General features: G+C 41.2%; 24 protein-coding genes. 13 read left to right on the plus strand and 11 right to left on the minus strand.

Annotated elements, in window-relative coordinates:
* The 4 genes from G519_RS52255 to G519_RS53600 form a co-directional block, all read left to right on the plus strand.
* The coding region (locus G519_RS52255; protein WP_036633432.1) for an IS1595 family transposase at window positions 1–340 on the plus strand (340 nt) is incomplete at its 5' end.
* A gap of 182 nt (window positions 341–522) precedes the next feature.
* Window positions 523–4032: a PAS domain S-box protein gene (locus G519_RS47700; protein ID WP_161632944.1), complete on the plus strand. Its 3510-nt coding sequence runs from the start codon at window positions 523–525 to the stop codon at window positions 4030–4032.
* Between the two features lie 17 nt (window positions 4033–4049).
* Entirely contained in the window at window positions 4050–4706 is a 657-nt protein-coding gene (locus G519_RS0121060; RefSeq protein WP_029196389.1) for a response regulator transcription factor, read from the plus strand.
* A gap of 123 nt (window positions 4707–4829) precedes the next feature.
* A complete protein-coding gene (locus G519_RS53600; RefSeq protein WP_029196390.1) occupies window positions 4830–5261 on the plus strand; it encodes a DUF4386 domain-containing protein in 432 nt (143 codons plus the stop codon).
* A gap of 337 nt (window positions 5262–5598) precedes the next feature.
* Here G519_RS53600 and G519_RS43900 read toward each other — a convergent pair whose 3' ends face one another.
* The 3 genes from G519_RS43900 to G519_RS0121075 form a co-directional block, all read right to left on the minus strand.
* Window positions 5599–6462, minus strand: coding sequence for a transposase (locus G519_RS43900; RefSeq protein ID WP_244280168.1), 864 nt, complete (start codon window positions 6460–6462; stop codon window positions 5599–5601).
* A gap of 47 nt (window positions 6463–6509) precedes the next feature.
* Window positions 6510–6638 carry a hypothetical protein gene (locus G519_RS53060; protein WP_268618430.1) on the minus strand — a complete coding sequence of 43 codons (129 nt, stop codon included), beginning with the start codon at window positions 6636–6638 and terminating at the stop codon, window positions 6510–6512.
* A 424-nt stretch (window positions 6639–7062) separates the two neighbouring features.
* Window positions 7063–8007 carry an alpha/beta hydrolase gene (locus tag G519_RS0121075; RefSeq protein ID WP_029196391.1) on the minus strand — a complete coding sequence of 315 codons (945 nt, stop codon included), beginning with the start codon at window positions 8005–8007 and terminating at the stop codon, window positions 7063–7065.
* Window positions 8008–8310: 303 nt separating this feature from the next.
* Here G519_RS0121075 and G519_RS43905 point away from each other — a divergent pair, with 303 nt between their 5' ends.
* From G519_RS43905 to G519_RS43915, 4 genes are all read left to right on the plus strand, one after another.
* Complete coding sequence (locus G519_RS43905; protein WP_051253556.1) at window positions 8311–9249, plus strand: NHL repeat-containing protein; 939 nt, start codon at window positions 8311–8313, stop codon at window positions 9247–9249.
* Window positions 9250–9453: 204 nt separating this feature from the next.
* On the plus strand, window positions 9454–10185 hold the full coding sequence (locus G519_RS0121085) for a phytanoyl-CoA dioxygenase family protein (protein ID WP_029196392.1): 732 nt from the start codon (window positions 9454–9456) through the stop codon (window positions 10183–10185).
* Window positions 10186–10259: 74 nt separating this feature from the next.
* Window positions 10260–11093, plus strand: a complete 834-nt coding sequence (locus tag G519_RS43910) for an AraC family transcriptional regulator (RefSeq protein ID WP_051253557.1) — start codon at window positions 10260–10262, stop codon at window positions 11091–11093.
* Window positions 11094–11256: 163 nt separating this feature from the next.
* A complete protein-coding gene (locus G519_RS43915; protein WP_051253558.1) occupies window positions 11257–12066 on the plus strand; it encodes a substrate-binding periplasmic protein in 810 nt (269 codons plus the stop codon).
* Window positions 12067–12113: 47 nt separating this feature from the next.
* Here G519_RS43915 and G519_RS53605 read toward each other — a convergent pair whose 3' ends face one another.
* From G519_RS53605 to G519_RS47705, 4 genes are all read right to left on the minus strand, one after another.
* Window positions 12114–12215 (minus strand): cytochrome bd oxidase small subunit CydS, encoded by a 102-nt coding sequence (locus G519_RS53605; RefSeq protein WP_409372021.1) that lies wholly within the window; start codon window positions 12213–12215, stop codon window positions 12114–12116.
* Window positions 12216–12219: 4 nt separating this feature from the next.
* The gene (locus G519_RS0121100) at window positions 12220–13248 is read right to left on the minus strand and encodes a cytochrome d ubiquinol oxidase subunit II (protein WP_029196393.1); all 1029 of its coding nucleotides are present in this window, start codon (window positions 13246–13248) and stop codon (window positions 12220–12222) included.
* On the minus strand, window positions 13245–14594 hold the full coding sequence (locus G519_RS0121105; RefSeq protein WP_029196394.1) for a cytochrome ubiquinol oxidase subunit I: 1350 nt from the start codon (window positions 14592–14594) through the stop codon (window positions 13245–13247). Before G519_RS0121105 ends, G519_RS0121100 begins: the two co-directional genes overlap by 4 nt.
* 494 nt (window positions 14595–15088) lie before the next feature.
* The gene (locus G519_RS47705) at window positions 15089–16396 is read right to left on the minus strand and encodes an N-acetylmuramoyl-L-alanine amidase family protein (protein WP_029196395.1); all 1308 of its coding nucleotides are present in this window, start codon (window positions 16394–16396) and stop codon (window positions 15089–15091) included.
* Window positions 16397–17021: 625 nt separating this feature from the next.
* On the opposite strand from G519_RS47705, the gene G519_RS0121115 reads away from it, so the two are divergent.
* The 4 genes from G519_RS0121115 to G519_RS0121130 all read left to right on the plus strand — a co-directional run bounded on the left by G519_RS0121115 (window position 17022) and on the right by G519_RS0121130 (window position 19958).
* Window positions 17022–18389, plus strand: a complete 1368-nt coding sequence (locus tag G519_RS0121115) for a PepSY-associated TM helix domain-containing protein (protein ID WP_051253559.1) — start codon at window positions 17022–17024, stop codon at window positions 18387–18389.
* Between the two features lie 89 nt (window positions 18390–18478).
* Complete coding sequence (locus tag G519_RS0121120) at window positions 18479–18688, plus strand: heavy-metal-associated domain-containing protein (protein WP_029196397.1); 210 nt, start codon at window positions 18479–18481, stop codon at window positions 18686–18688.
* Between the two features lie 43 nt (window positions 18689–18731).
* Window positions 18732–19337, plus strand: coding sequence for a hypothetical protein (locus tag G519_RS43925; protein ID WP_127528114.1), 606 nt, complete (start codon window positions 18732–18734; stop codon window positions 19335–19337).
* A 219-nt stretch (window positions 19338–19556) separates the two neighbouring features.
* Window positions 19557–19958, plus strand: a complete 402-nt coding sequence (locus G519_RS0121130) for a cupredoxin domain-containing protein (protein ID WP_029196399.1) — start codon at window positions 19557–19559, stop codon at window positions 19956–19958.
* Between the two features lie 100 nt (window positions 19959–20058).
* On the opposite strand, the gene G519_RS0121135 is transcribed toward G519_RS0121130, so the two are convergent.
* Window positions 20059–20691, minus strand: a complete 633-nt coding sequence (locus tag G519_RS0121135; RefSeq protein ID WP_029196400.1) for a YcnI family copper-binding membrane protein — start codon at window positions 20689–20691, stop codon at window positions 20059–20061.
* Window positions 20692–20717: 26 nt separating this feature from the next.
* Window positions 20718–22319 (minus strand): copper resistance CopC/CopD family protein, encoded by a 1602-nt coding sequence (locus G519_RS0121140; protein ID WP_029196401.1) that lies wholly within the window; start codon window positions 22317–22319, stop codon window positions 20718–20720.
* Between the two features lie 190 nt (window positions 22320–22509).
* Between G519_RS0121140 and G519_RS43930 the strand changes: the two genes are divergently transcribed.
* Window positions 22510–24723 (plus strand): heavy metal translocating P-type ATPase, encoded by a 2214-nt coding sequence (locus G519_RS43930; protein WP_244280169.1) that lies wholly within the window; start codon window positions 22510–22512, stop codon window positions 24721–24723.
* A gap of 77 nt (window positions 24724–24800) precedes the next feature.
* Here the strand turns inward: G519_RS43930 and G519_RS0121150 are convergent, their stop codons facing one another.
* Entirely contained in the window at window positions 24801–25169 is a 369-nt protein-coding gene (locus tag G519_RS0121150) for a c-type cytochrome (RefSeq protein WP_029196402.1), read from the minus strand.
* A gap of 19 nt (window positions 25170–25188) precedes the next feature.
* Window positions 25189–25758: an SCO family protein gene (locus tag G519_RS0121155; RefSeq protein WP_244280170.1), complete on the minus strand. Its 570-nt coding sequence runs from the start codon at window positions 25756–25758 to the stop codon at window positions 25189–25191.
* Window positions 25759–25998: the final 240 nt, after the last annotated feature.

Raw genomic sequence — 25998 nt, forward strand, 5'->3', positions numbered from 1 at the left:
TGACTTTGCAACCACCTACATTGAAGCTGGATCAACGATTGCCAGCGATAGATATCGTTCTTATCAAGCTTTGGCCAAAAATGGCTTCCACCATGAAGCCAAAAAGTACGACCTGAAAGAAAATCCAGATCATCTAAAGTGGCTTCATACGATCATCTCTAATGCGAAAGCTTTTATTGGTGGTACCTACCACGGCTTAGATCCTAAGCACCTACAAGCATATCTCGATGAGTTTTGCTATCGATTCAACCGCCGTGAGGTCAAAAGCGAGTTATTCAATAGGTTAGTTCATTGTTGCCTATCGTCTACGACGATTACCTATCCTGAGCTAGTTGGATAATCAAATAAATAAAAAAAGTGGCGTGGGGAAAAGCAAAACATTTAGCGCTCTGTGCTGGTTGGAAATAATTAGTAAATAAAATAAGCGTAATATCTTGTATAATAGATAATATCATAGCCAGAATGATTGAACAGAATCTTCCTTTAAAATACATACCGTCCTTTATTGAGGACGGCTTTTGTGTGTTGACGGTTTTCTTTTATAGGAGCTATGTAAAACGTCTAACTAAGGAGTTGTCTCAGATTATACAGCAGGTTCAAGACTTTCTTAAAAACATGGATGTGGCTGTTTGGTCATTTGAAAACGATTTGCAAAAATTTGTATGTAATTCGGAAGCATTTTTCAAAATTACTGGGTATGCGCCGGATACAATTATAGATTGGAACTCGTGGATAAATTTGATTCATCCTGAAGATCTGCCTATTTTTGAAGCATCGTCAGCAATTGTGCTCCAAGGATTGCAGCATTCCACTGGATATCGGATTATTCGCTCAAATGGTGATATTCGATGGATTGAAGTAAAAGTGGAACCATTCATGGATAATATTGGATATAAGAAACGACTTGAAGGAATCCTCATAGATGTTACACCACTGAAAGAAGCATTATATAAAAGTGAGTTGCGGTATAAATCATTAATCGACAAGGATTATGCAGTTGACAGATTTGAAGAAAGCGAAACGATGTATCGGTTAATTGCGGAAAATACAACAGATATGGTACGCATCGTAGAAGTCAATGGAAAAACGATTTATGCGTCACCGTCGCACCTTAAATTACTGGGCTATTCGCCTGAGCAATATATCGAACAGGACATTTTCACTAAAATGATTCACCCGGAAGATACAGAAATGATTATTCGCGAATTTATGGAGATGGTTGCATCCAAGCAACCGCGTTGTGTCCAGTTTCGTGTTACCCATGCCAATGGAGAACTGAGATACTTCGAAGAATATGGCACCCCTGTCGTTAGGGATGATGGGAAAATTGAACATATTATCTTCGTGGCACGCGACATTACAGATAAGAAACTGACAGAGTTGGCATTAGAAGAAAGTGAAGCCAAATACCGATTGATTGCTGAAAATATGACCGATTTAATCGGTGTTGTAGATATACATGGAAAGCTTCTTTATGTTTCTAAAAGAGGGCTAGGGTATGACGATAAATGTATGATTGGAACTTCGGGATTTGATTATGTGTTTCCGGAAGATAACAATTTTGTTCGTGAACAATTTATTGAAATTATCCGATCAAAAACAAACGCACTTCTAAATTTTCGCTTTATTCATGCAGATGGACACACGATATATTCAGATTGCATGGCTACACCAGTTCTTAAGGAAGATGGTGAAGTCAAAAGTATAGTCATTGTGTCCAGAGATATCACTGATAGAGTGCAAATTGAAAGAGAACTTAAAGAAAGTGAGGATCGCTATCAGAGATTGATTGAGCTTTCTCCAAAACCGATTGCCACTCATCGGGATGGCGTATTTACATATATCAATCCATCGGGGGTACGTTTTCTGGGAGCAACAGGTGAGCATGAAATCGTGGGGAAATCCATCTATGAAAGGGTGCATCCGGATTACAAAGAAATGGCGAAAGAAAGGGTTAAGTTAGTAATAGAAGAAAAATATGTTGACTCTATTGAATATAAAATGATCCGACTGGATGGACAGACGATAGAAGCGGAAATTATAGGCATTTACGATGACACAGCACGATCCGTAATTGCTATTTTTAATGACATCTCAGAAAGAAAAAAGATGGAAATAGCTCTTCGAGAGAGTGAAGAACGTTATCGAAGAGTAGTGGAGCTCTCTCCAGTGGCTATCACTATTTATAAAGATGATCGGTTCACTTACATCAATCCCTCTGGGATGAAAGTGATAGGGGCAGAGAAGCCTGAGGATTTTATAGGCACAAACGCACTGGAATGGGTTCATCCAATCGATAAGGATATTGTTCGAGAATTTTTGAAAAATCGCTTACCTTTTGATTATACTGCCCCCAGAGAATATAAAATTATTCGTTTGGATGGTAAAGAGATTGATGTATCATTGATATCGGTCTATGATTCCCAATCCGATTCTGTGCAGTTTGCCTTCGAAGACATAACGGCTCGTAAAGAGGCGGAACGGGCTTTATCGGAAAGTGAGGAGCTTAGTCGCCGCCTAGTGGAGTTATCTCCGGAGGCCATTGTTTTGCATTGTGATTTTAAATTCAAATATGTCAATACCGTGGGTCTCAAGCTATTTGGGGCGTCTAGCATGAGCGAATTGAAAGGGAAAAACATATTAGACTACATTCATCCTGATTTTAAAGAGGAAACATCTATGCGTCTTTCCGCGATCTATGACTTGCATAGCGCCACTTCTATTGTTGAGCAAAAGCTGATTCGTTATGATGGATCAATCATTGATGTTGATATCATTTCTGCTCCTCTTTCCCATAGAGGAATAAACTCTGGATTAACAATGATACGTGATGTGACAGATCGAAGAATAGTAGAGGAAGAGAGGAGAATAACGGAGCAAATCATCCGGGAATCCGAAGATAGGTACTGTCGATTACAGACAAGTTTGGATAGGTTCTCCCACGATTTGTTAGGTGTTATGAAAGTTGAAGAAATTGAAACGCGGCTAATAAAAGAAATTCAGGATATTACAAGGGCGTCAACTATAAGTATCCTTGAAGTTGATCAAAATAATCATGCAGTTATAAGAAACGGGAATCGGGATATCGGGAATAGCTTAATGAGGGATATCCTAGAGCTTAATCTTAAAGAACTTCCATTTTGCGAAATTATAGAGATAGCTGACGGCTATATCATTAAACTTATTGATATCAAAGAGCATATTCACTTACTCTGTTTTAATGAAAAACCTCCATTTTTAAAAATTAAGCCTAAATGTATTTGGCTAAAGACGATCACTCGTTATGTCAGCGTCTTATACGATAACTTCCGTTTAATTGAAGATTTGACCAAAGAGCTGGAGCAAAATGTTTCTCTTCAAGTAGCGCCTTCATGGCTCTTACGGCTTTTGTTTCGAATGTCTGAGAACGAAAGAAAGCGTCTTTCCCAAGATTTACATGACGCAGCGCTTCAGGAGCAAATCATTTGGTACCGCAAGTTGGATCAAATGTTAACCGACCCTTCCGTTACCCCAGATCTCAGAGTTCAACTTCAACAAATTACCAATGGGCTGTTGGATGTCGTTTATCAAATACGTATTACGTGTAATGAATTACGGCCACCTATGTTGAAAGAAGAAGGGCTCGTGTCGTCTCTGGAAGCACTGTTTGAATTCACACAATTGCGAGCGGATTACGCAATTCAGTTCGAAATTAACAGTTTCCGCCATGCACTTGATGATGAGCTGTTAATCGGATTATATCGAATTGTACAAGAGCTCTTAGCAAACGCATCGAAACACTCCAAAGCAACGCAAGTCCATATCACTTTGTTCAGCCGCTCTGATGGAATAGAATTGACTTATAAAGATAACGGAATCGGTATGGACTTAAGCGTGGTCGAGGATTCGTTTAAAAGTATGGGTGTATATGGAATGAAAGAACGCGTTCGCAGTATGGATGGGCGTATAGATTTCCATTCAATACCTGACGACGACGGATTGGCCATTCATGTTTTTATTCCTACTCATTTGACGGAAAGAAATAGTAATTAAATAGAGGTGCTTAGAACATGATCCAAATTTTGTTGGTTGACGACCACCCTACCATTATGGAAGGTACAAAAATGCTGCTAGAACAAGAAGGAAATTTTGAGGTTTCCTTAACCAATAACACCGAAAAGGCATTGGAAATGGCGAAAACGTTGCATTTTGACCTCATGCTTATTGATTTGCATTTATCGGACATAAATGGAATAGAGCTGGCAAAGCAAATTATAAGCATTAATCCTGATGCAACTATTTTAATCTACACTGGCTTTGAATTTAAAAACCATTTTAATCTGATGATCGAAGCCGGGATCGCCGGATATATATTGAAAACAGCGAATAAAGAACAACTGGTGTCAGCGGTTCGTTGCGCCTTAAGGGGTGAAGTCATTCTGCCGCTTTCTTTAGTTAAACAACTACGAAAAGTGACCGTCCAACCCTCTGAGTGTGAAAATGGGCTTGATAAACTCGCCATTAGTAACAAAGAATATGAAATACTACAAAAAATTGCAAAAGGAAAAGGCAATAAAGAAATTGCGGAAATCATGTGCATGAGCCAACGCTCATTGGAGTATAGTTTGACTAGTCTTTTTCAAAAATTAAATGTCAAATCCCGGATTGAAGCGGCCATGAAAGCTAAAGAGATGGGTTTGCTGGGGACCTTTGACTTCGGTCATTAGCTCAATAAAGGCAGCGGCAGTCTAGGACTTTATTTTCACAGTCCTTAGCTGCCGCTGTTTCATTACTATGATGTCTAAAGGAATAAAGCTAGATATTAAATTGAATCCTAGAGGAGAACAACCATGCCGTATCCCATGTATCCATATTTAGGTTGGAAGCAGCAATGCAGCAACGTCCCTGTCGTCTTTCCACCGAAGCATCAAAATAGGCATCCAGGGTTTGAATATTTGATGAACCCTCGCCCGTTATCTGAAAATCCTACCTATGTAGGCAGTGGGAAATTGAAAAATAAGGTGGCGATTAATACGGGCGGGGACAAAATACATGACTGGACATTTATGCTTGGCCCACTTTTCATGCTGGGCATAAATACGATGATGTACAGTTATATATTTTATAAAACCAAGCTCGTACCCAGGTTTATATCCATCTTGGGTATGACAGGGGCAACACTCGTTTTTATTTGTGCCTTGTTAGTCATGTTCGGTGTAATTCAACAAGTTTCTGTTTGGGGTGCTATTTTGGCGTGTGTATCTGTACAAACAATAGATTAATAGACAGGCTATCATCGATAATTTCGCTGCTGGCTATTTTTTTGCGAAAAAGATAAAATCGGATAACGATGTATAAATAATCCCGTATCTTTGTCACACGAATCATCCTATATGGGATCAATAGTGTTGCATAAAACATAACACCTACATTTATTTAAATTTTCTGAAAAGTATTATTTTGGTTTGAGAGCTAAAAATTGACGGAGGTCTCTCGATCAGGCAGCTGCTGTTCATTTGGTATTTATATCCATTTCAATGGGCGTATTTCAATTCGTTACCAAGATTATGTTACCTTTAGGCCTTTTTCTGTCTACCTTTTGAGGTTTCGACTGGGACTTCATATTACGGCGGCGATAAAGTTATCCCAAGGTTTCCATAACAAGGTTTTCAGTATATCCACAAGCTCCGACAAGGTTTTGTTCGTCTCGAGGTCCAACTTGATCAACAAATCCAAACAGTATGCAATGAGACAAATCCAGATTTGATTGATAACCGCCTGCTCGCTAGTGCCGTAAAATCGAGTCAATTTCAGGTGCTGCTTGACCCAGCGAAAGAACGTCTCGATCTCCCAGCGACTCCGGTACAGATCACCGATTTCAGCGGCGCTTAGGTCAAATCGATTTGTCATTCGCTTCTTGCCTTTACCCAAGATCACTTTCTCGTCTCGGAGAATGTTGGACCTTGCGGCGACGGGAAGTTCTTCGACTTCCTCGATAAGGGCGTTGTTTTTAAGTCGGGAAACGAAGCGGATTCCAAGCTTGCAGTAGTTGTCATACTTTCCGTAATCGAGATACCCCCGATCCATCAGATACGTAGCATCTGTCTCATCAATGAAAAAATCCATCTGTGTATGGTCGGCTGGCTTCGCTGGTGTGACAACTGCTTTGTCAGGGTAGACATGATCTGGATCAGCAAAGGTCACGCGAAGATGAAGTTTGACTCCTGCTTTTGATTTGCGGAAGATGGCCCATTTGTACTTGTTTAGGCATAAGCTCATCGTAGTTGAATCGATAATTTTCACGATACCAAGGCGAGCGGACATGGGAGAACGAAGCCGATGCAACAGAGTCTTGAGATCACATAGGATGGCTTGTAGAACTTCAGGATCAAGCCTGTTGTTTTTTCGGGACAATTGGGAAGCACTGATTGACGTGATACCAAGCGCTTGAAGAAAATCCACATTGTTCTGAACTTCTCTCATAATTTCCCGCAGCCCTTTGCGCTGCTTCAATTGAGCTTCAATGAAGATCAGCAGAAATGATCAAGCTTTTTCACGTAGCTGTCGAGCTTGCTCGTACATTTCCAGTTATGGATAATTTGTGAATTAAGTGGTGCAACCCATTTACCAAATGATGAAAATAGTGTATTCTTGTCCATGCGCTAATCTCCTAAATTAGGGATTTGGACAGGGACTACCTGTTACCCTAAATATGGAGATTTTTTTATTGCTATGAATGACAATAATTTAACATTTTTAGCGCAATTTAGATTATTTTGATCGACCCGAGACGTGTTAACTTTAATGCAACGCTACTGTATAGAATAAAACATTGCATTGTGCAACTCATGTGGGGAGAGTTGAATATTTCTTGTACAAATCTATGTGGGAAGTAATTCAGTGCTTTACGCAGCCCATGTGGGAAGTAAAACATTACTTGGAGCTTGTACAAACATATAGGGAAATACGGTTTCGAGGATCTAATTACAACGATGCTCATCTATGAAAATAAACAGAGACACATCCACTTGTGGATTGCGTCTCTGTTTATTCGCGTTGGCCTGCTTGCCCCGCAGGCTAAGATTATGTTTCTCGCAGCCAAGCTTTGGCGAGCATCATGGCACCACGCGCGGCAGCGGTGTCGGCCAAGGCGTTCAGCATCACGAAGTCGTGGATGATGCCTTGGAAGCGCACGGACGTGACGGGCACGCCGGCTTCGCGAAGCTTGTTCGCGTAGGCTTCGCCTTCATCGCGCAGCACGTCGGCCTCGCCCGTGATGATCAGCGCAGGTGGGAGGCAGTTGAGCTGCTCGAGCGTAGCTCGCAGCGGAGAAGCTGTCACCTCCGCTCGCTCGCGGGGATCAGACGTGTATTGATCCCAGAACCACTGCATGGCATCCCGACGTAGGAAATATCCCGTTGCGAACTGCTCATAGGAATCCGTATCGAAGGATGCATCCGTGACAGGGTAGAACAGCAGCTGCTTATGGATGGTCGGGCCTTTGCGTTCCTTGGCGACCAACGTAATGGCTGCGGCCATATTGCCGCCAACGCTATCGCCTGCAATAGTGAGGCGCTCTGTATCGAAGCCGTATTCATGAGCATGGCTGGCTATCCATTGGAGTACAGCGTAGATCTCCTCAAGTGCTGTTGGATACTTGGCCTCAGGTGAAAGGCTGTAGTTGGGGAATACGACGGCAGCTTGAGCGCCAACAGCAAGCTCGCGGACCAAACGATCATGCGTATGGGCATTTCCGAAGACCCATCCAGCACCGTGAATATAGAGGATAACAGGAAGTGTCGGCGGTGATTTTTTGGGTCGTAGAATTCTTACGGATACTTCACCGCTAGGGCCGCCTGCGATTATAAGATCTTGCGAGTCGACAGATTCTTTATGGACAGGCTCAGATTGCACCTTGTCAACAGTCTCGCGCCCCTTTATAGGACCTAGATCGAAGAGATATGGCGGCTTCGCAGTATTTTCTGCGAATTTCTTCGCCGCGGCTTCAAGATGAATTTTGTTTGGCATGGAAATTCCTCCTTTGACGTGTATCTGTATGGATTATCATCTTCGATAGTTGTTTCAAATGCCTACTACTATGTAAACGTTGGACCTAAGATTGAATCTCTCTTCCTTGGAAAAGGCACTCAATAGGTTGCCCTGATACAAATAATTGTATCCAATTTTGAAATTATCTTTGGTCATTTTTCTCATTAAGCCAAGAGATAGCCTTTCTCCAGAATGTAAGTGGCTTTCAACATTTGAACTAGTACACTGCAATATTTAAGTGGTATTATAAAAGGAAATAAGTAGAAAAAGGATGTGGGTGAATTGGAAGCGCTATCTCTAAGTGCCCTTCAAGCAGGAAATACGTCACATAACTATGAAGTTATTCCGAATTGGGCAAAAGTACCCGCGAATGTCACACTAGGCTATACACACGGAATTGAAGTTGATGAAGCGGATCGCTTTTATTTGTTCCATACTGGAACGCCTTCCGTTGTCGTATTTGACCGCAATGGGCAATATTTGAATGCATGGGGCGAAGAATTCGAAGGAGGTGCGCACGGCTTTTATCTGCACAAAGAAGCAGGCGGCGAATTCCTTTATGTGACTGACACGGCAAAGGGGATAATGGTTAAAACAACATTAACCGGTGAACATTTGTTAACTATCGGCACGCCAGATCTACCAGAGATTTATGATGCTGAACGCAAATTCGTACCTACGGATGTGGCTGTGGCGCCAAATGGCGATATTTATATTTCAGATGGTTATGGCCAAAGCTGGGTGCATCAGTATAATGCGCTTGGTGACTATATTCGCTCATGGGGAGGAAAAGGCTCAGAAATTGGGCAATTCGCTTGTCCACATGGTATTTCCGTTGATTTGCGACGCGGTGAACCGGAAATTTATGTTGCGGATCGGGGCAATCATCGGATTCAAGTGTTTACACCGGGTGGGCAATTCAAACGGGCTTTTGACCATGATATGGATATGCCTTGCAGCTTCTATTTCTACAAGGATGAAATGTATTTTCCGGACTTATACAGCCGTGTAACGGTATTCGATAAACATGATCGATTGGTTGCGCATTTGGGAGAGGATCGTCAAGCGAAATCGCAGGAGGGATGGCCTAATCTAGATAAAGCTTACTATCGTGCCAACAAATTCAGTTCTCCGCATGGCATCTGTGTCGATTCGCGCGGGGATGTGTATGTGGCCGAGTGGATTTCGGATGGACGCTTGACCAAGCTAGCTCGCAGGTAATTGATTGTTTTTTCCATCGTGATGTTTATCATGCAAGATCCAAAGCTACTCTTCCAAGAGTGGCTTATTTTTGTGCTGAAAGTCGGCTAACTTTACTTTACCTTAAGATAAGCTAACTTTTTCTGAGTAAACGATAAGCCTGTTATCGTACATGTGAGTTATAGTTAATTTAGTGTTAGGAGCTATATTTAGGGAGGGATTACGTTGAGTAAATTAACGAATGAAGAAGTCGAATTTTATAAGAAAAATGGGTACTTACTTTATGAAAAGCAGCTGTTTTCACCAGAGAAGTTAGCTGAATTAACGGATATATTTGAAGATCAACTGAAGCAAAAGGGAAGTAAACTGTCCGACGAGCTGGACACACCTCATTTCCGTGAAGAACGACTGCTCAAATTCCTCCTGTCGGATGAAGTTCTGGATCTCGTTGAGCCTATTATCGGACCGAACATTGGTCTATGGTCCAGCCATTTTATATGCAAAGACCCCTTTATTGGCCGGGCAACGCCATGGCATGAGGATTCGGCTTATTGGAATAGCAGGGTTAGTTCATTTGATAAAATCATTACAGTTTGGCTCGCTATCGATAATAGTTCGAAGGAAAATGGCTGCATGCAGGTCATTCCAGGTACGCATAACAACGGTTTCTCTGAGTATGAAAGTGTAGATGGGTCCCAAAATCTGTTTAATACGCAAATTAAAAACATGGATACATCAACAGCCGTTCATTTCGAATTACAAAGAGGTCAATGCTCGCTGCATGACTCGCGCATCATTCACGGTGCGGATCCTAACAAAAGCGAAAACCGTCGTTGCGGATATACCATGCGCTATTTCTCAACCGACACGCAAGTGTATCCAGAGAAAAATCGAAACTTTAAAGTATGGTTGGCACGAGGCAAAGATCTAGCAGGTAATACGTACGTTAACGTATAAAAATGGCTGTGAAAACCGAAAGGGGCCGACCACTTGTGCTATACTAGATGAAAAAATGGAGGCGGAGGGCAGATATGAAGAAACAACCGATTAGGTTAACGAATGCCCAATTTATTGATCCCTCCTCCTCTTTTCAAATTTACTTTCAACATATCAGCTACGAACACCACTCCTTGCATTGGCATGAATTTTATGAGCTTTGCTTTGTTCTCCGTGGTAGTGGAGTGAACATCGTGAATGGAACCGAGCATCGGCTTACCAGAGGAAGCCTCTTTTTACTTACTCCAGCTGATTTTCATGATATCTATTCGTTTCCCGATGAACCCATGGATATTTACAACCTTGTTTTCTCCGGAGAATTTCTTGGGGAAGACATAAGAGAGCTGATGTTTCAACAATTTGCCGAATATATGGTTGATTTGGATGTTAGCTTTGACATGATTGAGTCCGAATTTCGACTAATTAGCAGCGAGGCCCATAATTGGTTGCCAGGTCAGCAAATGATGGTAAAAGGTGCTCTAGAGCGGATCCTTCTAACCCTTTATCGAGCCTATAATTTGCAACACCCGCCTATTGAGGAAAAGGATTTAGGAGCTCAGCATCGTTCGATTCAGAGGGCTCTTGTCTATATTCACCACCATTTCCGAGATCCGCTACGATTAGAGGATGCCGCCAAGCAAGCGGCTTTGGCACCTAATTATTTTAGTCAAGCCTTTCATAAAATGATAGGCATCCCCTTCCAAATTTATTTACAGGGACTGCGTTTGAACTTTGCTAAGTCGTTGTTAATGGCAGCGGATATACCTGTTACAGAAATTTGCTATGCCTCCGGATTTAACACGTTAACTCACTTTGAACGAGCCTTCAAACAAAAGTTCGGGAGCTCGCCGAGAACCTTTCAGAAGTAAGATTGTGGGAAAAGCCCCTGTTTTGTAACCATACAAAACAGGGGCTTTTTTATTTTGGTTGGGGATTGGCAACATTCACAATATATGCTGCCATATCTGCATAACCGATTAACAATTTACAAATAATACCGTTGTTTACCTGATAAGGAGGGTATAAAGGGCAATGAATATACGAGTTCGAAGTATGCAGGGGATCACTCTGTTGGTCGTTCTTTTTTTAACACTGGCTTCCACAGGATGCGCGAAAAATGAATCGATCAAAGTCGGTATTGAGAAAAACAACCGTCCTTTCACTTATACAGAAGGGGAAGAGCAGAAAGGCTTTGAAGTTGAATTATGGCAAGCTATTGCTAAAAAGGCGAAATTAAAATATGAATGGGTAGCCATGGAATACGGTGAGTTGAACAAAAGTGTTAAATCGGGGGATGTTGATTTGGCAATCGCGGGAATGACAGTCACGAATGCCCGCAAGAACAAATTAGACTATTCAGATCCTTATTTTCAATCGGGAGAAGCGATACTTACCGCATCAGATAACGTGGCGATCAAAGGCCAAGATGACTTGGCCCAAAAGGTGGTAGCCACTAGGAATGGATCGACTGCTTATCAATTTGCAAGTGAAATTCAAGGGATCAAAATAAGGAGTTATGCGAACATCTCCGACGCTTACGATGATTTGAAAAATAAATCCGTTGATGCCGTCATTTTTGAAGAGCACAGTATTCAAGATTATTTGCAAAATTCAGCAGATGGAAAATTTAAAAAAGTAGGAGAAGTTTTCAACAAAGATAGCTACGCAGTCGTTGCAAAAAAGCGAAACATGTACATGGGTAAGATCAATAAGGCCATTATAGCAGTCTCCAAAGATGGAACTTATGAAGCTCTCTATACGAAGTGGTTCGGAAGTAAACCAGAAAAAATGCCTAAAGAGCTTAAACACGACATGGAAAAGGATATTGAACACGAATCATAAGGAAAGAAAAGTCGACTAGCAATTAGTCGACTTATTCGTTTTACGGATTATTCTGTCACATCTGCTGCTCTTGGTACCCATAAAATCATAAAAACAAGTGAAAATAGAACAAATACCGGTGGAGCGTATTGGATTAGCAAGTTTTCCATAAGTTTAGTCACCCTTCTTGATAAATTTACCTTGCACATAATCAGCATCAAAAAGAAAAAGACGCATAAGCAGAAACAGAGAGGGGATTAGAATAACAAGCCCTGCCATAAAGGCGATGACTAGCGCAGTTCCCATTGCTTGATTAGTGAAGTTTTCGTGAATGGAGATGTAGGGAAATAAAAGATACGGCAAATGGGCCTTACCATAACCAAAGAAAGCAAAAGCAAATTGCAAAAGCACCAATATGAACGCTAGACCTAGCTTGATTTTTTTCCAAAGGAAGTAGACGGCAAGTAAAAAGCAGAGCAATGATGCTCCGAACATCCACCACAGGTTAATCATATTGCGGAAATGTTCTGGGTTTTGCTGGTTAATAGCGAAAAATACAAGAAGGCTTGCTAGAATTGTAGGTCCGCTCCAGAAAAGAGCATAGCCTCGTAAAATGCCAAAAGCGGGATAGTCTTTTGCTCTATAGGCATAGTAGGAAAGGAACATCGCTGAAATATAGAGGACGCTGACTAGCGATAGCAATATGACCGACCAAGTATAAGGACTCCCAAGCAACTTGCTCCAATCTAGCCAAATCGTGCCGTTCTGTTCAACGATAATGCCGCCCTCCGAAATGGTTAGCACCGTTGAAAGAGTTGCAGGAATGAGCAAGCCAGTTGCTCCATAAAGCAGCATGTACCATTTGTTATCCTTGGAACCATAGTTGCTGAAAGCGTAGTAGGCTCCACGTATGGCTAATAATATGATAGCTAAACTGCCTGGTACAAGTAACGCGGTGCCATAATAACGTGCAGTTTCAGGAAAGAAACCAATCATGCCGATGTAGAAGAAAACTAGGAATACATTGGTAACCTCCCAGACGGGAGATAAATATCTCTCAATAATCTTATGAATGATATGCTTTTTCATCGTAATAACCGAATAGTAACTGAAGAAGCCTGCACCAAAGTCAATGGATGCCACAATTAAATATCCGTATAGGAAAATCCACAAAACCGTGATTCCAATAAGTTCTAGACTCATTCTTTGGTCCTCCCCCCGAAAATACCAAGTGCAATCAGTTCATCTGCGACATCGTTTTTTCTAAAGAGTTTGGATAATACTTTTACTGCGGTTAGAGCTAAAACGAGATAAAGTAAACAGAACAGCAGCAACATAGTATCTACGTCTTGTGAAGTTGTAGCGGCATCTGCTACCTTCATATATCCACGCAGTATCCATGGTTGGCGACCAACCTCCGCGTAAAACCATCCACATTGGATGCCTAGCATGGAAAGAGGACCACAAACAACGATAATCGCTAGAAGCCATCTAGGATAAGGTTTACGGGACTTTTTACGGGCATACCACATATGACAAATGGCAACTACAATCACAAACATCCCTATAGCAACCATGGCATCAAAGAAATAATGTACGTACAAAGGAGGTCGGAGATCTTTCGGAATCTCATTCAGTCCTTTTACCTCGGTTCCGGGAGTTCCACCTGCCAAGATACTTAGTGCATACGGAATTTTCAACGCATATTTAACCTCATTATTTTCCGTCAAAATACCGCCAAGTACGAGCGGTGCATTCGATGTCGTTTCAAAATGCCACTCGGCAGCGGCAAGTTTTTCAGGCTGAGTATGAGCTAGAAATTTGGCTGATAGATCACCGATCATTGCCGTAGATATGGCGAACACGAGCCCAGCCGTGACGGTCAGCTTTAAAGCCTTCTTGGCATATAAAGTGTCCCCCTTTTTCTTGAGAAGGGAATAGGCCGCTACAGCAGCCAAGATGAATGCGCTGGTCATGTAGGCAGAGGAGAGTACATGTGCCACTTTGGTAGGCATGGATGGATTAAACATAGCTAGAATCGGCTGTACATTCGTAATCAAGCCATCTTTTAGCGTGAAGCCTTGCGGCGTATTCATGAAGGCATTAACAGTCGTAATAAAAAATGCGGAAGCAGACGAACCAATGACAACAGGCACGAGTAGTAACAAATGATGTTTAGGTTTTAAACGTTCCCATGTATATAAATAAATCCCTAGGAAGATAGCCTCGATGAAAAAGGCAAAAGTTTCTAGAAATAAAGGAAGCGCAATGGCTTGCCCAGCAATCTCCATGAACTTCGGCCACAACAGGCTGAGTTGAAGCCCGATAGCCGTACCCGTAACCACCCCGATAGCAACGGTGATAACGAATCCCCGAGCCCATCTTCGTGCCAGCAAGGCATAATAGGGATCTTTACGTTGAATGCTGGCTAACTCAGCTAACATAATCATGACCGGAACACCAACGCCGATGGTAGCGAAAATGATATGAAATGCCAGTGTAGTCTCAGTGAGTAGGCGGCTATAAAATACGGAATCGTAGATTGGCATATGGACTCATCTCCTCAGTAGCTTGCATAGTTTCAAAAAAACTTGCGGATAAAAGAGAGCAGCATGACAAAAGCAACAATGAACATCAGGTACATCAATTGTTTTTCATGTTTTCGAGATTGGTTCAAGGGGTATCACCTTCTGTTTTCAATTTGATTTGTTATATATTTCTATCTTACTCGATGTATGTGATTTTTTTCACATAATATGTGAATACGGTTTGAACAAAGTATTACAACTTTATAAACGAATGAAAGTAAATATTTCCTCGGTGGTCATACTTTTCCTCCAGAATTGTTATATTACAAAGACGTACGAATTTGAAAATGGATGCACTTTTCGAGAAATCCTTTTTTCATTAAAAATAATATAGGCCCCGAAGCAAAAATATTTGCCAGGGGGCCTAATCAATTTAGATCATTATACTGCGATTGAATGAACAAAGATCCACCGAAGGGGCTGTCAGCAAGCTCCCAAAAACGGTGGATCTTATGTTATTTAATAGATAAATATTCCCTTATTGCATCTACAATTGCAGATGCAATTTTATTTTGAGTATTTTCCGAGAATAAGGCCGCTTCTTCTTCAGAATTTGATAGAAACCCCGTTTCTACAAGTGCTGCAGGCATTGTCGTATCCTTGATGACCTTATAGTTGGCTTGCTTGACATGTCGATCAGGAAAGCCAGTAGCTTCAAGAACATGATTTTGAATGATTTGAGCGAAAGAAATGCTGTTTTCACGCGAGTAAAAGGTTTCCGTACCTCTAATATTGGAGGCGGCTTTATTGGCATGAATGGATAGATAGACATCTGCGGGAATTCGATTCGCCAATGTTGCCCGATCTTCAAGAGGGATAAATGTATCATCGCTTCTCGTTACATAAGTTTTAAATGAAGAGTCTTGATCAAGCAAAGTTTTGACCTTAAGGGCAGTAGCTAGGGTAAAGTTCTTTTCAAATCGCCCTGTTATGCCAACAGCACCAGAATCATGACCTCCATGGCCGGGATCGATAACAACCTTATAAACAGGATGAGAGGCTTGGGCGAGCTGAAGAGTGATTTGGTTCTTTTCTTTATTTTGGATGGTGCTAGCAACTACTTTCTCTTTTAAATCTATAGTTACTCGGGCAATAGTTGGTTGATCCGAAAATAATGCGTATGTAATTTTTTGAACGAGATGGCTATGAACTGGAATTTCGTTTTTTAGAGATGATACGGCCTTACTGTAAGGAATATCCATAATAATCCGGTTTGGGTTTTCTAAAACAAAGAGATCAGTTGTTATGCTTCGGTCAGCCTGCACAGACACATCGTTTTCAGAGCTTTGTATGGATTGAAGAGTAGAAAGAGTCTCTGTGTTCGCGGATGTTGCTGTGGTTTCCATAGATGATAAAAATACAGATCGTGTAACTTCATCCCAAGTTATCTTTATGCCTAAATGTTCCGCAATAAACCGCAGAGGAAGAAGGGAGGTTCCATTATCGAGAAGTGGGGCAACCTCTAAAGTAAACCCTTTGCCATTTACATAAACGGTAGGATCATTGATCGTAAACTCAATTTTTGTACCTGATTTGTCAACGGTAACCTTGCGCTTCGCTTCGTTCCAAGCAACCTTGGAATTGAGCTTCTCGGCTATAACACGTACAGGAACGACTGTATTTCCTTTAATGATTTGTGGAGGGACCTCGGTGTTTACCTTTGTTCCATTTAAAAATAGTTGGGTCAAATCAGCGGCACTTGAAGTTGCTGGATGATGAAGGAAAAGGAAGAGGAAGGTTAATAGGAAAAGCATCTGTTTCATTATGCACCTCGTAGTTGTATGTTTTTTCGACAAATTCTAACAATCTATTAGATGCAGAATGATCGAAAAAGTTGTAGCCTAAAAATTGAAAAATGAATATTATCCTCCAAGTCAGATGAGAGCTTTTCCTTGAGCTAGACTTTTTGTTATACCTGTTGAGACGTCGGGCAATGGCTGGTTGATATTTGGCGTCCTGTTCCGTTAAGATTCTTTATAATAGTAATTATTACTATTATTAAACGGAAATGTCAAGTCGATTTTTAATGTATTTAATTCCTTAAAGCAAGATGAAAAATAGATTTATTTCTGGATACATCCTGAAAACTATGTTGTTCCATTTCATGGCCACAGTCATTCTCGTGTTTACATTCACAATTCATTGGTATAATTTCAGCTGGATTTACACTACTAACAGATATGTTGCATTCGTCCCAATGTCCATGGTAATCGTGATGTAGATGACTGATATGGATAAAATCAATTATGGTTTCTTAGAATTTTTTAATGATTTTGTTCAAATATTAGTTGCAAATATAGCTCTTATGAGTCATTTCAAATTTTCAGCTTCCAAGTATACTTTAGTCAGTTAATCTGAGTTGTATAGGAAAGGGAGAGTTATTTAACCATGAGTATTGGTGTTGAAATGGTAAATGGAGGGCAACAACCGACTAAGACAAAAAATTTATATGCAGCCATATGGAGGTGGCATTTTTATGCAGGTATGATATTTGCACCTTTTTTAGTTATTTTGGCGGTGACAGGTGGCATTTATTTATTCAAACCACAAATTGAGTCCATCATGTACAAGGATTATTATTACGTACAACAAGGACAACAGCAATTAACTGTGCAGGAACAAATTAAAAAAATGAACGCAGTCTATCCGGACGCAATGCTAAAAAAAGTAAAACCTTCGTATGCACCTAATCGCTCTACTGAATTTGAAGTAAACAATAGGGGGCAATCTTTGCTCATCTTTATCAATCCCTATGATGGGAAAGTTCTAGGAGACATTAACCCGAATACAAAACTCATGCAGCTAATAAGAGATTTTCATGGAAAACTGATGATTGGTAAAATAGGCGATCGCATTGTTGAATTGTCTGCTTGCTGGGCTATGATTCTATTAGTCACAGGTATCTATTTATGGTGGCCCAGAGGTAAGAAATCTATTTACGGCATCGTGCTTCCACGCATAAATCAAGGGAAGCGGATGTTCTGGCGCGATATGCATGCAGTGACGGCATTTTGGTTGTCTCTCTTCATTGCAGCACTTATTTTAACGGGATTGCCATGGTCAGGCTTTATGGGTACTTATATCAATAAAACAGCTACATACCCTCAAGGGTTTTTCTCCTTTGATCCGCAGAAGCCACAGTCAACTGTACCGACCAAGGATGTGGTCAAAGGTGTTCCATGGGCAGCGGAGCAGCTTCCTATTCCGAATTCAGCTCCAGGCGTGAATGGTTCCATTTCGATTGAACAGGTTATGGATATTGGTAAGAGTAAAGAACTGGCCCCTGGTTATCAAATTGCTCTTCCTGCAGGTGAAAAGGGTGTATACACTATCTATTCTACGACAGGGGATCCGAAGCAACAAACGACCCTTCATATTGATCAATATAGCGGGAAAGTATTGGCGGATCAGCGATTTAAGGATTTCAGTTTCATGGCTAAAGCCGTAACGATTGGTATCGCGCTGCACCAGGGTGAGTATTTTGGCGTGACCAATCAAATTATATGCTTGCTTGTTTGTCTCGGTATTATTCTAGTTGCCGTTAGCGGAGTTGTCATGTGGTGGTTGAGAAAACCAGAGGGAAGAGTAGGAGCGCCAGCTCTGCCAAAGGATTTTAAAATGGTCAAATGGGTTGCGGTTATCACCATTCTGTTAGGTATAGTTTTTCCTTTAGTTGGAATTTCTTTACTAATCGTTTTGATCTTGGATTCATTAGTTATTCGTAGAGTACCAGCCTTAAAGCAGCTACTTGGTTAATTAGGCTCCTCAGAATAAAGAGTAATGAGTTGAGTAACATCATTATAGGATATAGCGAGGCGTACGGAAATTTGAGGTGGAGGATGAACATGAGTCAATTAATATTTAAGGTTGAAGGTATGTCATGTAATCATTGTGTAACTACGATAGAAAATGCTTTGAAACAACTTGGGGCTGTGGGTCAGGTAGACCTAGTAAATAAATCCGTTCATATTGATTATGAGGAAACTTTATTGAATATAAATTCACTTAAAGAGGCGATAGAAAATAAAGGTTTTGATGTTGTTTCTACGATATAAAGCAATGGATGATTGTCTATTTTTCTAAAGAGGTGAAAGTCTATTGAGAAGTTTAATAAAAGGGATATACTTTAAAATATGCAGTTTATGCATGATATTAAGTGTGTTTTCTCACGGTTTACCAGCAGCAGCACATGAACACGGTGGAGACTCAGCAACAGAGATCCAAATGGGACCTTCTGAATTAACGATTAATACAAGTATTGCATCTCTCATTTTCGTCCTGTTGGTAGTTGTTGTTCTCATTTTCCACTTACGGTCAAAGAGCACACTTTTATCTAAAATGACGGGCATGATGGCAGCTATGACGATTGCTATGGTATCAAGCCTGCTCGTCGGTACAATAGCAGGAATTGTGTTGGAAAAATTATTTCTTCCAACCGTTATTGGAGTCACCTTTGGGATGATTGTTGGTTATATATCCGGAAAGTCTCTACATCTTCTTGCTTCTCTAGATGGCATGTTAGCAGGTTTAATGGGAGGTATGATGGGGGCGATGTTAGGTGTTATGGTGATCTCTGATTACCCTACGCTTTCAATTATTTTCATGGATATTGTTTTGGCGGTTTCGATGTTATTTCTTTATAAATTGATAGATACCGAAGAAATTCTTAATGGTAAAAATAGCGATTCTAATTTACAGAATTGAACACTTAGCGATACTTCTCAGATGAAAGCATAATAGTAGACGTAGGCATTAAAAAACATATAGTTCATCTTAATGAAAATAAATATTCACTAATCATTCAAATTCATAGCCTCAAGGAGTCATTATAATTTAATGATAAGGTGTATAATCAACCTTGCCTCTCATTGGCGTAGGTTGATTTTTATATGCAGAATAATGACAGCGAAAGGGGTAAATCGCATGAAGAAAAGTATGACCAAGTACTCAACGGTAGGGCTTATTTCGGGAATCCTTATTATATGTCTTTTTATCTTTGCTTTATTTTACTTTCAGCATACCGAGTCATCAGCCGAAGAACCCGTAATTACGCAACAGGAAGGTTATCAAGTTGCTACAATAAATGTTAAGAGTGACGGCTTCTATCCAGCTAATATCGAAGTTCAGGCAGGAGTTCCAACAAAGTTAAATTTTAAAAAGCGAAGCGGCTTTACTTGTATCAGAAGCGTAGATTCTAAAGATTTAGGAATAGATGTCTATTTGGAAAAAGGGGATAACTTCACAACATTAAAAGATTTAAAGCCGGGAACCTATAAATTTGATTGTGGTATGTATATGTATCATGGCACAATTACGGTGAAATAAAATGGAGTTTAATAGAAATTCCTTGTAATAGAGTAAAAAAAGATCGTTTCAACCTTTACGGGCATGAAACGATCTTTTTACCATGTAATCTTTTATAGATTTATTTCGCTTTTTTTAACAAAGAAGTAAATAACGATAAGACTCCAAGCACGAGTGCAGCAATTGAAAGATAAAGAGGAAGCTTAGAGTTTCCTGTTTCCTGGTCATGTGCAGCCGCGGTTGCACTACCACCGTGATCATGCCCATCAGAATCCGTTTTAGCAGCCGCTGGCTTCGGATTTACGGTTGTAACAGAGGCAGGCTTGTCTGAACCAGCAGCCCCGACCCATTCAACGACACTTCCATCTTTGTAAGTTTGGTATGCTTTCCAAGAGATAGAAGCTGCTTGATCTCCTATTTTTCCTTGCATGTTGAATTCACCGAATTCAGTGCTAGAAAGTCCTTCACCCGTTGCTGTCCAAACGACGCTCGTGATTTTACCGGTGCCATCTTTGGTTAATTCATATTTCCATCCCGCCATAGGTTCAAAGCGAGAGACCGCCACTTCAGCTGGAACTTTAATTTCTACTTTAACAGTAGGAACTTCTTTTTCCGTAGGAACACGAACAGTGAACTTTTCGTAAGATCCTTGCGTAGTTTGTTGTGGGTACACAACAACATGTGCGCTTGCGATACCTGCAAATAGCAGCATAGCCATAAAGCACAAAGATAGAGCACTAAAAAACTTTTTCATTGTAATTTCTCCCTTTTTTGAAATATCTATAATGATCTAAAAATCATTACCGTGTGGTTATAGACCGATTCGTCATCATTTGTATCCATCACCCTGACCTCAATATGCCATTTACCGGGAAAAGGGAGATAGTGCCCTTCAGCAGAAAAAGAAGCTGGTTTGTCTGACGATTGCTGAAACGGAACCTCGATGGGGGCCACAGAATCATCATCCAAGTACTTCATATAAACATGAACATATTTTGGTACAGCATTTGATGAGGAGGGGCCGTGAGCAGTTAAAGAAAACACGTTTTTTCCAGGTGTATTGGGTGAAATATTGAGCAGTATGTCCCCTTTGGAACTTGACTCATGCCAAGACAACGGTTTATTTAATGGAATCGGATTCATGTAAGTGAATACACCCACTATTAGCACAATTAATGCCATTAAAGTAACATCGATTCTGATTAGGGTATCTGACTTTGTTAAAGCATTTCTTTTCAAAACATAACGAAGCAAAGCGCCTGTTATAAGAACAAGTAGAATAAGCGTTGCCTTGATAAGCAATAAAATACCCCAAGTGGTGTAAAAAATGTAAGTGAATTTTGGCAGAATGCCAACCGTGTAGAAGATCCCTGACAGTGTCAAAATAATCATACTGAATAATGCTAACTGCGAGAATTTTGGCAAAAAGCGATTGACTGTCTCTCTGTAGGATCGTAAATGAAGAACAATATAGACGAGACCACCTACCCAAATAGATGCCGCGAACAAGTGTATGAAATCAAGCATCATCATCTGATTTCTTGGCTCAAAGGTCATCGCATGTCCGTTAAATACCTTGACCCCGAGGATAAGGATTGTCCAAAAGATTAAAAAAGTTTTATTGCGATGTAAGAATATAAATCCGGATACAGAGAGGATCAGCGTCCCTAGCCAAGAATTTCCTATTCTTGTGTGTAGCAAAAGTGATGCAAAGCTCTGCATATCCCAACTACTGAGGAGTTCCTGAAGCTCTGTCGCCACCATCAACAAAAATGAGATGAAAAAGATAAGCTGCAAACGTATTCCCCATCTTTGATCATAAGTGGAGAGAGACATGGATGGTTCTTCACGTTGAATAAATTTCCAAAACATCCATCCTGCTAAGGTTAGTAGGCTTAAATAGAATAAAAATCTGGCTAAGTAAATTAATATTTGCTTTGTTGAGAAATTCTGTGAAGATGAAGTCGGTCCTTTATCCGCGGCGACATCAGCTTGCCCAAGAACAAATATGTAAGACCCGCTAACCGGGTGACCATCGGCAGACAATATTTTGTAGCTGACTGTATAGACGCCATCATTGAGTGTTGGAAGATGGAGTGTGAGTTGTCGTTGATCTTCACTTATTTGAGGAGCATCTTTGGAAATAGATTTCCCAGTTTTGTCAAAGAGTTTTAGCTGAAAAAGTTCCCTTTCCAAGCTTTCGTTGAAAGTTAATGTAATGTTGGATGGTAGTTCCGATAACGAACTGTTTGGCGCAGGGATGGCATCTACCAATGTCGAGTGTGCAAAGGTCTTATTTGGAACGATAAGACAAAGAAATATCGCCATGTTGATGATTACGCGCCATAACTTGTTAGAGTATTGCATTGTTCTTACCCCCATTACCTAATTTACTCCTAATCTAAAAAAATCAGCATGACTCGAAAGAGCTATTTTAAGTCATATGTTTGTCTATTTGATGATATTTACTACTGATCTCGATTAAAAAGTTTACAACGAATCTAGCATGATCCTGGATCACACCCCATATAGTTGCAAGTAAGCGCGGAGATTTGCATGGGAGGTGGACGAGTTGAATGAAAATTCAACGCTTCAAAAAATAAGTTTGGAAATAGAGGGGATGACCTGTGCAGCCTGCTCGGCGCGTATTGAGAAAGTCATTGGTAAGATGGCTGGCGTTCATGAAATCGCAGTCAATTTACCTTTGGGACGTGCCGCATTAGTGTTGGACTCTGATTCTGCGCTTAGAGGGCGAATTATTGAGCGTATCGAGCAATTGGGATACTCAGCGAGAAAGTTTGAAGAAGGGAGCAAGTCTCAGAAAACGGTAGTTGGTTTAGGTGCAAAATTACTCATCTCGGCGCTATTGACACTTCCTCTTTTGTGGGCAATGGTTCGTCATTATACAATGACATCAGGAATTTGGATTCCTGACCTATTTCTTCAGCCATGGTTTCAGTGGGCGCTCGCCACGCCTGTTCAATTTGTCATTGGTGCTCCTTTTTACTTTAATGCTTGGAAGGCTTTGAAGAGCAATAGTGCAAACATGGATGTGCTTGTAGTCCTTAGTACAACATGCGCGTACTTGTACAGTCATTATATGACCATGCACATGCTGCATTCGGGGGGAGCTGACCCGCATGCGGTATATTTTGAGACAAGCGCCATGATTATTACCGTTGTTCTGCTTGGTAAATGGTTGGAAGCTTCCGCCAAAGAAAGAAGTATGAAGACCATTCATCAACTACGCAAGCTAAGTCCGCAAACAGTTACAATCATCAGAAGTGAGAACCACCCAGAGACCATAACTTTAAATAACGTCAAAATTGGGGACACACTCCTGATCCTTCCCGGAGAAGTCGTTCCTGCGGATGGACGAGTTATGAGTGGCAGGTCTGCCGTTGATGAGTCTTTCGTTACCGGTGAGTCCGTACCTGCGGAGAAACGTCAATATGACCGTCTGATAGGCGGATCCGTAAATATGGACGGACTCATTACTATGCAAGTGACTACTCTTGGACCTAATACTGCTTTGGGCAAGATGATCCATTTGATGGAGGAAGCACAGGGTTCAAAGGCTGAGATAGGGCGATATGTAGATCGTATCGCGGCGGTGTTCGTTCCTTCTGTTCTGGTGCTTGCATTGCTCACTATGTGTATTTGGTCCTTTTGGCTTAATCCGGGAGACTTCAAAGGGGCGCTGTTCAAAGCAATCGCCGTTCTCGTTATCGCGTGCCCTTGCGCTTTGGGGTTAGCGACTCCAACTTCGATATTGGTGGGTACGAGCCGTGCTATGGAGTCGGGGATCTTATTTAAAGAAGGCAAATATGTTGAGCAATTGCAGCAGATTGATGTCGTTTTGCTGGACAAAACGGGAACACTCACCCACGGAACTCCCCGAGTTACAGACATCATCACAGCTTCGGGTCAGGAACAGCGCCTTCTTCGTTTGCTTGCTGCTGCTGAGAAGGGAACGGAGCATCCCTATGCAAAAGCGATAGTGAAAGAAGCTATTAGGCGCGGACTTCATGTCAAAGATTCAGTTTCCTCTCAAGCACTAGCCGGATTGGGTGTGGCAGCACAAGTAGATGAACATGACATTCTTATAGGCTCTAAAGCTTTTATGAAGCAGTCTGAGATTTCTCTGGAAAGGTTTGCTCAAGTAGCAGAACAATTAGAGTTAGAAGGTAAGACGGTGCTTTTTGCTGCGTTGGATGGTGCGCCTGCAGGCATTATTGCTCTTATGGACACGTTAAAATCATCTACGCCTCAAGCCATACGAAGGTTGAAAAAGCTGAGTACAGAGGTCGTGATGGTAACCGGCGACCAGCGTAGAACAGCCAATGCTATAGCTGAAAAAGCTGGTATAACAGCGGTTTATGCAGAAATGCTGCCGCAGGATAAGGTGCATTTGGTAAGAACGTTGCAGCGAAAAGGTAAACGAGTAGCGATGGTAGGAGATGGTGTGAATGATGCCCCGGCCCTTGCAGCCGCAGATATTGGTATTGCTGTCGGCACCGGTGCGGAGATTGCCAAGGAAGCGGCAGACGTAAACTTGCTTCATAGTGACTTGGGGGGCGTTGCGGATGCCATCGTAATGAGCCGTAAGACGATGCGTAACATCCGTCAAAACTTAATTTTCGCTTTAATGTACAATGTTTTGGCTATACCGCTAGCTTTTATGGGTTATATGCAACCATGGGTCGCTGGAACTGCAATGGCACTGAGTTCTGTATCGGTCGTTGCAAATGCTTGTAGACTGCAAAGCGCATCTTGGCGAAATTAAATGAGCCGCCATCCCACAAGGATGGCGGCTTCATGTATGTTGTAAGGCACTTTTTGGGCTTTTAATGTAAAAATAATCTACTTCTTTTCAGCTAGCCAGCGGGCTAGATTCGCAACATCTTCGTCATTCAGTTTTGACTTAAAGGAAGGCATCATACCACCACCGCTTTCTATTTTTTTGTATAGTTGTTCAGGAGAAAGCTTGCTACCAACTTTTTGCAAGTTGGGGCCTGCGCCGCCCTGGAGTTCAGTTCCATGACACGACATGCAATTTTGTTTAAATGTCGTTTGAGCAATATCAGCATTTAAAGTGCCTGCAGGCATTTTAGCAGCTGTTTCTGCTTTTTGTTCTGTGGCTTTATGTGTAGCTGCTTTTTCAAATAATATGCCTAAACCGAGAATTGCTGCTGAACAGAAAAGTACGAACATAATCCAGTTTTTCTTCATTGTTAGAGACTCCTTCTTGTTATTTGGCCAACTGAGCGATGCTTCTTTCAATATCTTCGTTATTCATGTTTTCTCCCATTTCAAACACTTTACGGATGAAGCCCGCTTGATCAATCAGAAACAGGGAGCGAATAGAATGTGCGAATTGCCCATCCTTTTGTTTGACAACCATGAGGCCGAAATCGTTGGCTGTCTTCAGCGCTTGATCTTCAGAACCACGAAGCAATTGCCATCCGGCATCTTGGTCAATGCCTAGCATTTTAGCATAATTCTGTAACGACTCCGGAGTATCCCGCTGCGGGTCGAAAGTGATGCTGATAAATTGAACCTTGCTGCCAAACATGTTCTTTTCCTTTAATTTTTTTTGCATAAGCACCATATTGGAGGTTGTAGCAGGGCAAATATCTACGCAGCTGGCGAAAAAGAACTCTACCAAACGCACCTTACCCGTGGACTCACTTAAACTTACATTTTGTCCTTTCAAGTTCTGGAGGGTAAAACTAGGTGCTTTCTTCACGGTAGGAAGTGGGTTGTTGCTTTGTTTTAGCCTATACACAACCACTAATGCAAGGACAAGAATTAACAGCACTAATGCTGCTTTAAACCAATGCTTTTGAGTTGCTTGTATAAAAGAAATGATAAACTTCTCCTTCCTTCAGTCAAATCCTCGCTATCAAAACAATCTCACCAGGAATGTTCCATGCTATTATAACTAGCAATTACAAGTCTGACATGACTAGAAAGTGCTATGCCAGCCAAGCGATTTTGAACATTTCATGAAGGTTATACGTTAAAACATGCTTAATAGCTCTTTCGAGTCATTTTGAAT

This window comes from Paenibacillus alginolyticus DSM 5050 = NBRC 15375, from assembly GCF_000422905.1.
GTDB classification, from domain to species: domain Bacteria; phylum Bacillota; class Bacilli; order Paenibacillales; family NBRC-103111; genus Paenibacillus_E; species Paenibacillus_E alginolyticus.

Bases quoted from the DNA above. Each gene is read 5' to 3' on its own strand.
- G519_RS0121060 (WP_029196389.1), top strand. From the start codon at position 4,050: ATGATCCAAATTTTGTTGGTTGACGACCACCCTACCATTATGGAAGGT.
- G519_RS53600 (WP_029196390.1), top strand. From the start codon at position 4,830: ATGCCGTATCCCATGTATCCATATTTAGGTTGGAAGCAGCAATGCAGC.
- G519_RS43900 (WP_244280168.1), bottom strand. From the start codon at position 6,462: ATGAGAGAAGTTCAGAACAATGTGGATTTTCTTCAAGCGCTTGGTATC.
- G519_RS53060 (WP_268618430.1), bottom strand. From the start codon at position 6,638: ATGGACAAGAATACACTATTTTCATCATTTGGTAAATGGGTTGCACCA.
- G519_RS0121075 (WP_029196391.1), bottom strand. From the start codon at position 8,007: ATGCCAAACAAAATTCATCTTGAAGCCGCGGCGAAGAAATTCGCAGAA.
- G519_RS43910 (WP_051253557.1), top strand. From the start codon at position 10,260: ATGAAGAAACAACCGATTAGGTTAACGAATGCCCAATTTATTGATCCC.
- G519_RS43915 (WP_051253558.1), top strand. From the start codon at position 11,257: ATGAATATACGAGTTCGAAGTATGCAGGGGATCACTCTGTTGGTCGTT.
- G519_RS53605 (WP_409372021.1), bottom strand. From the start codon at position 12,215: ATGGAAAACTTGCTAATCCAATACGCTCCACCGGTATTTGTTCTATTT.
- G519_RS0121100 (WP_029196393.1), bottom strand. From the start codon at position 13,248: ATGAGTCTAGAACTTATTGGAATCACGGTTTTGTGGATTTTCCTATAC.
- G519_RS0121105 (WP_029196394.1), bottom strand. From the start codon at position 14,594: ATGCCAATCTACGATTCCGTATTTTATAGCCGCCTACTCACTGAGACT.
- G519_RS47705 (WP_029196395.1), bottom strand. From the start codon at position 16,396: ATGAAACAGATGCTTTTCCTATTAACCTTCCTCTTCCTTTTCCTTCAT.
- G519_RS0121115 (WP_051253559.1), top strand. From the start codon at position 17,022: ATGAGTATTGGTGTTGAAATGGTAAATGGAGGGCAACAACCGACTAAG.
- G519_RS0121120 (WP_029196397.1), top strand. From the start codon at position 18,479: ATGAGTCAATTAATATTTAAGGTTGAAGGTATGTCATGTAATCATTGT.
- G519_RS0121130 (WP_029196399.1), top strand. From the start codon at position 19,557: ATGAAGAAAAGTATGACCAAGTACTCAACGGTAGGGCTTATTTCGGGA.
- G519_RS0121135 (WP_029196400.1), bottom strand. From the start codon at position 20,691: ATGAAAAAGTTTTTTAGTGCTCTATCTTTGTGCTTTATGGCTATGCTG.
- G519_RS0121140 (WP_029196401.1), bottom strand. From the start codon at position 22,319: ATGGGGGTAAGAACAATGCAATACTCTAACAAGTTATGGCGCGTAATC.
- G519_RS0121150 (WP_029196402.1), bottom strand. From the start codon at position 25,169: ATGAAGAAAAACTGGATTATGTTCGTACTTTTCTGTTCAGCAGCAATT.